The 6,282-nt window shown below is 50.6% G+C and carries 5 protein-coding genes and 1 pseudogene; 4 read left to right on the plus strand and 2 right to left on the minus strand.

Annotated features, from left to right (window positions below):
- Positions 1-4 precede the first annotated feature (4 nt).
- A pseudogene (locus tag Q0816_RS22630) lies at positions 5-445 on the plus strand (transposase); the annotation flags it as partial.
- Between the two features lie 210 nt (positions 446-655).
- Here Q0816_RS22630 and tnpA read toward each other — a convergent pair.
- Both tnpA and Q0816_RS22640 read right to left on the minus strand, forming a co-directional pair.
- Entirely contained in the window at positions 656-1,072 is a 417-nt protein-coding gene (gene tnpA / locus Q0816_RS22635) for an IS200/IS605 family transposase (protein WP_298854894.1), read from the minus strand.
- A gap of 4 nt (positions 1,073-1,076) precedes the next feature.
- Positions 1,077-1,655, minus strand: coding sequence for a hypothetical protein (locus Q0816_RS22640; RefSeq protein WP_298854896.1), 579 nt, complete (start codon positions 1,653-1,655; stop codon positions 1,077-1,079).
- 1,520 nt (positions 1,656-3,175) lie between these two features.
- On the opposite strand from Q0816_RS22640, the gene Q0816_RS22645 reads away from it, so the two are divergent.
- The 3 genes from Q0816_RS22645 (at position 3,176) to Q0816_RS26145 (ending at position 5,742) form a co-directional block, all read left to right on the plus strand.
- On the plus strand, positions 3,176-3,676 hold the full coding sequence (locus tag Q0816_RS22645; protein ID WP_298854898.1) for a hypothetical protein: 501 nt from the start codon (positions 3,176-3,178) through the stop codon (positions 3,674-3,676).
- Complete coding sequence (locus Q0816_RS22650; protein ID WP_298854900.1) at positions 3,676-4,641, plus strand: DNA/RNA non-specific endonuclease; 966 nt, start codon at positions 3,676-3,678, stop codon at positions 4,639-4,641. The genes Q0816_RS22645 and Q0816_RS22650 overlap by 1 nt, the downstream gene beginning before the upstream one ends.
- A 918-nt stretch (positions 4,642-5,559) precedes the next feature.
- Complete coding sequence (locus Q0816_RS26145) at positions 5,560-5,742, plus strand: SH3 domain-containing protein (RefSeq protein WP_367180566.1); 183 nt, start codon at positions 5,560-5,562, stop codon at positions 5,740-5,742.
- Positions 5,743-6,282 lie beyond the last annotated feature (540 nt).

Here is a 6,282-nt window from a genome sequence, read left to right on the forward strand (position 1 = left end):
GGAGATTTTCAGGCAGGGCGAGTGGGGCAAACCGCCCTATACATTCCCGAACTTGCCAAAGTTGGCACTCATGCTGTGCGTTCGATTCCCGTTGTCGCTTCGAAACGTGGAAGACCTATTGCACGAACGGGGAATTAAGGTGAGCCACGAGACTGTTCGATTTTGGTGGAACAGGTTCGGCCCGATATTTACCTCCGAAATCAGACAAAAGCGAGCCCAGTAACTGCGCGCATTCTCGAAATGGAAGTGGCATATGGATGAGGTTTTTGTGAAGGCGAATGGCAGGAGACATTACCTTTGGCGGGCCGTAGATCATGAGGGCGAAGTGCTGGAAGCAGTCGGTACCAAACACCGAAACAAGCAGACGGCATTGAAATCCCTCAAGAAATTGATGAAGCGCCACGGTAAAGCGGAAGAGATCATGACGGATCGCTTCGCTTCATTCCAAGTCGGCTCAAGGACCAGAACCCAATCGCAACGAGAAAACTCTTTATCTGACTGAGCGTTGTGGCCACTCACCAAATCAACTTCAAGCGCATCCAAAACGGGCTGTAGAGGCAGCATAAAACCTTTGACGCTGATCTTACCCACCGAATATAGAAGTCCAACTGCAGCTGGTGCGGAGTCCTTCACTCTAAATTCGACAACTGAACCACTACCGACTGGCGTCGGTACAATCGGCGATGTGGTTTTCGAGGTATTGCAGGACGATTTCCTCTGTAATGGCACCGTAGGTGGTTGAGAAGTTTCCCCTACCGCAGAACCGTCGGCCCCAATAGAGCCAGCGCAGCACGGGAAACTCCCGTTGCACCATGTAGGACGAACGGCCCTTCATCTTGCGCACCAGATCCGAGATGGCGATCTTCGGTAGCACCGACACGAACATATGGACATGGTCGGATGACAGCACTCCAAGCAAGATGTCGACCTCGTTCTCGCGGCAGACCTGGCGGACGATGTCGCGCACCCGCAGACGTAACGCACCAGTCAGCACCTTGTAGCGATACTTCGTCGACCAGACGATATGATATCGGTGATAGAATACGCAGTGTTTGCCGGTGTCATATTGCATGACCCTACCCTCTGGAAAATGAGCCTACCGACCGGCTGCGACTCATTTTCCAGAGGGTAAGATCATAACACGATTCTTCGCGCTGAATCGGGTCCGACGGAAAGTCGGAGGGTTTGCTCCAAAGCGTATATACTAATGATCCACTATCGCCATTTAGAGCGAACTTTGAGCCCAACAAATCGATCGACCACGCATCCACGAACGCACACACACCTTGAAACGACTTGACCGTGTCCGGACCTATCGGAACTTTGAATGCGTGGTCGAAGGTCACTTCTCCCGCCAAATCTTCTTTAACACGACCCTTAGTGTGCCCGGTGGTACGATCTACTTTTTGAAGTTGCATTCCTCTGCTTGTGGGACGCACAACCGATGGCGTGCCGTAGTGGCGATCTTGCGATGAACTCACGCCGTCTGGGTTTTCGATTTCAAATATTGCAGCGTCAATATCTAGCGTCCCCGCCAACAGGTCGCGCAATTGACGCGCAAGTCGCTCAGAAGCAAGGCGAAGCGCAACATCATCTGCCATTGGTTGATACCTCAACACAAGTTGTGCTGGTTCACCAAGGGCGTTGTCGGTCAATTTGACTTCATAGAAAACCGCCTTTTGGCGGAGCCTTCTCTCTAAGCGACAAGATTTCGAGCGGCGCCCCTTCGTAGCTAACGTCCTTGACAGTTCCATCGCCTCCTGTTGGATCCGCAAAGGGCAACAACTGCCCTCCAGCTGTTTGAAACCTAGTGAGCGTGCCCTATATTGAAGAGGCAAAGAGGTAGTAGTCTACATGGGACGGCTACTTGCTCTTCAAATCTAGTTTGGAATGAAAGTCGCGATTTGCTTCTAAGTTTTGGGCAGACAGACCGTGGGTTTCTATAAACTCCGGGTCGAATATATCGACTACAAAACCTTGGTCCTCACCCTCATTAATGTCGCGAACATATGCCGTGCCGGGCGGTGGAAGCAATTGTTAGGCTGATGGGTATCGCGCATCAGCTGCCAAACGTCTTGTATCAGCAGCCGACATCCCCATGGCACCTTCTAGGCCCGCGGCTCGCAATAACGCGAGGGGCGCACCAGATTGCGGTGTACCCAAGGTGATGAGGGTTTGAATGGGCGGAAACCGTGGCATCTCATTATACTCTCTGGCTTCCAGAAGATATCGGCAAACAAGCCCCACATGGAATGGACAACTAACCCTATGTCCTCAGGCGTCGGAAGCCCGTCCAATGCTTTGGTCAGACCTTCTGCGGCAATGCGATTATCTTTTCTCTAGTCATAGTTGAACAACACCAACTGACCAAGCTCACCTGCGCGACCCTCAGTGAAACCAATCCGTTCAATATCATCTACGATCGGTTTGAAGACAGGGCAGCAACTTGCACTCCGGATGACATCCGTAACGATCAAATCGGGATCAAGTAGTTTGTCGGTTCGTCGATTTCTGGACCGCACATATTCAGAAGCGGTCGGCAGCCAAACCTCCTCGCCATCTGCATTCGACAATCGAAAGTCGAAAATCCCATGTAAGAACACGAGCAACGGCATCAGATCCTCTCGATAAAATGGATAAATAAATTCGCATCGCAACGTCAGGTATGGGCCTGTTCACATCAAGATCGAAAATAGAACTTGTGGATAGCTTGGGCGCACTGATATCGACTTTCAGCTCATTGCATTACTGTCAGCCCATCGCGCATTTGTTTACAAATGCAAAGAATTCAGACAAACTCCAACCATTCCGACTTTTTTAGGCTAACGATGATATTGATCGTCGATATATTGAAATATGCAATAGGGCTTTGGCTTCTCGTGTTGGGTCTACTTGTTGTCAACCGTGTCTTGCTTACCCGAGGCTCAATGTCGGGCCTTTTGACAACTAGCGGAAAGCGCACCGAGCCTGAGCGCGTCACCTTGTTGTTATTTACCATTGGGTTTGCGCTTTATTACTTTTTGACCACCGCCACGACGCCTATTGATCAACTCCCGGGTGGTCTCGAAAACCCTTCCTTGCCCGATGTTTCACCTGAGACTTTGGTCGCTCTGTTTGGGGTCCAATCTACGTTCCTCATCGGAAAGATCCTGAGACAAATAGGACTGAACCTACCATGAACAAAGCTATTCTTTTCGTACTCTTCGCCGTCGGGGCTTTCTTTTTAATACTCACTTTTGCGGTGCATTATGAGCTCATTCAAGCGCACGACATATCAATAATTGGGTTTGCTGCATTTGGATCAATTATCGTTTTGTTTGCAGCAGCGGTTCTCTATCAAATTGGAACTGGCAACATTCCGCTAAATGGCATTATCTCTGAGCCGGATGACGGCGCGAAACGAGAAGGGAAACCGAAGGCCTCGCTGTCGCGCTTTCAGTTTCTGATCTTCACTTTTGTTGTTGCAGGTCTTTTCTTGATGCTTTCCATTGAGGCTGGTCGTCTGGTGGATATCCCAACGAACGTTTTGGTTCTTATCGGTCTTTCTGGCACGGGGTTCCTGGCAGGGAAAGCCATCAGCAAAACGGGGGACGAGACCGCCGCTGACAACGATAAAAGTAGTAATTCAAACACCGACAAAGCGTCCGAAACATCTAAAGAGACGGATGAAAAGTGATGCGCAGCCCTGACCTTGCATCTGCCGTCATCGTTTGCCTTCTGGCAAGCGCCCACCCCGCCATCGCTCACACGACCGATGGCAAACCCTGTCCGGATGTCGTTGAGATCGACATAAGGCAGGACTTGGAGGGTCGGATTGGCTTACCCATATTCCATGATACAACCGAAGCAGGGGATAACATCGAAATCCGCTGTGAAGATAGGTTTTGCTATGCTCATAGCGGCTCTACCAAGGCGCCTATTTGGGTTGTTCAGAAAATGACGCGCGCAATTGCCTGCGGCGACAACACTAGACCAAGCGGGTGGCGAGACGCAGATGTAGAGGGACCAAAGGCAGTTGACGAGGACTACACCCATTCCGGATATGCGCGTGGGCACAATGCGGCATCTGATGACTTCAAGTCTTCAAGAGAGTGGATGAAGCAAACATTTACCTTTGGGAATTCCGTACCGCAGATTCAAAACGGGTTTAACGGCAGCTACTGGCGCTTCCTTGAGGAGGATATCAAACATCTCGCGCTATCGGGGCGGGAACTCTATGTCATAACTGGTCCGATTCCAGTGGCGGACGATGGCGATCCATTCGAACTCGGGCCTTCAGGTGGGTCGTGCAAGAACACTGTTACGATTGCCGGGTTAAATGATCTCAAGCAACCTGCTATTTGCGGCGGTTCCAACGGTGGTGGCCCAAAGTCGCGCTGCGAACACGGTGTGGAAGTTCCAGCCGGAATGTTCAAAATCGTGCTGTTTGCCGATACTGGCCGCATGTTCGCGTATGCGGCATCGAATGTCGATCATCGAAATATCGGAAGAACCTTCGATCACCACGACGATTTTATCGAGACCTGGCGTGTGAGCGTACGATTGATTGAGGAAGCAACAAGTATAGAATTCTTTCCGATGCTTGACAAACGCCACAACGAAATCGCCAAGAATGGATGCATCGGCACTCCAAGGCACTAGGCTCCGCACTTCGTCAACGGGATAGTCTTGATCAAGCGGTTTTGCGCTAAACACTCGATCTGCCGGAGCGGTCTTCTTAGGTCTGCACTTGTCCGTACTGGCTCCTATTGTGGTCTTTGGTTAACAAGTTTCGATTGGTGGTCGGCGCAGAGCTCGCCAACTTGATGCAGGTTCGATGTAATTCCCTTGTGCTCATCTCATCTGGTCAACTGTGTCACGATACTGCGCCCCGCAGACGGTACTAGCGGAACTATCATCACGGGCCATATCAGCTATGAGGCCGCTAGGCTCAGGACTCGTAACCAGTAAATGACGGGAGCTGCGAGGGCGATTGCGGACAGGAAGACCTTTGGGCACCTGTCGTATCGTGTCGCCACACGTCGCCGGTCTCCGCTGTTTTTTCAGCCGTGAAGCACGCCGCCAGTCGGAAACCAATGGGTCCAGAGCCTAATTCCTGGCGTAGGATAAAGGGCTAAGTTAGCTTCGGTCGCACCAACAAAATCAAACTCATAGCTCACACTCAAACTTGAAAACGAACGATTTTTCAACGAAATCGCCACTCAACTACCGTTCTCTGCGGCCTGCCTCAATTGGTCGAACGAGCCCTTACCGGACCTCTAGCACCACTTGGGGCTTCGCTCTTGCAGCAAGTTGCGAACGACACAAACCAGACCTCCGGAACAGTTGAGAATTTTGCTTTAATGGCATGTCAAGAAGTGCACATTCTCTTGTCAGGTAGTTCCGTTTGATGATCTGAAGCGTTACGATAGGAGTTGAGGCAACAAGCAGGTTAACGTGATGCGAAGTGCAATCTTTTTAGTCTTAACGGCAATTCTCCTAGGCGCCATCATCGAAGCTGAACCGGCAGCGGCGGCTTCTCTTGGGCGATACGAAGTTTTTGGCGTTGAAGACGGAGACATGCTGAAATTGCGTGCAGGACCCGGAATAGGTTTCAACGTGATCGCGGGTCTTCCAAATGGAACCGCGTTACGAGTTCATAGTTGCGAACAGACCGGCAGTACCCGCTGGTGCAGAGTTTCCTTGCAACGCGCGCGTGGGCTAAAGGGATATGTCTCCTGGGCATATTTACGGAAATTCTGATTCAGTAGTGGTTAATACTGTCGTTTTGGCGACACCAGAAAAATGCTGATGGGAAACTTCCTTTCGGTTTTATTGGAGCTCTCCATATAGAGATTTGATCAGGAACAAGGGCCACGGAGAGCCCTTAGCAGTCTTTCCTGAGCAATATATTTGCTGCGTCAGCATTTATCAGGGTTGGGACGGGACTACTGGTTGTGATGTACTCAACCTAGTCCGATCGCCGCTATGGTGTGCAATTGCTGTAATCACGCCGAGGGGCGCAAGCTCAAGACGCCTCTTTCTCGCCACTTTCCAGAACGTCAAGCGGTCCTTCCTTCTCAATAACCTTAATAAGATCCGGCATTTGTTTTCCTACCAAATCATAAATCTTGTCGAAGTGTGATTTTACATCCCGCTTGAGACGATCGAATTCATTGATGAGCCTTGTTTGTTCTTCTCGAGTACGATCTTCAAGCGATAACTCGTGACCTGCCCCCCGAAACTTCCCTCGCTCTGATGTAGAGTTTGCTCAACTTTTCGAAGGAGCAAACGAATGCGAAA

It is taken from the genome of uncultured Ruegeria sp., from assembly GCF_947497005.1.
Taxonomy (GTDB): Bacteria; Pseudomonadota; Alphaproteobacteria; order Rhodobacterales; family Rhodobacteraceae; genus Ruegeria.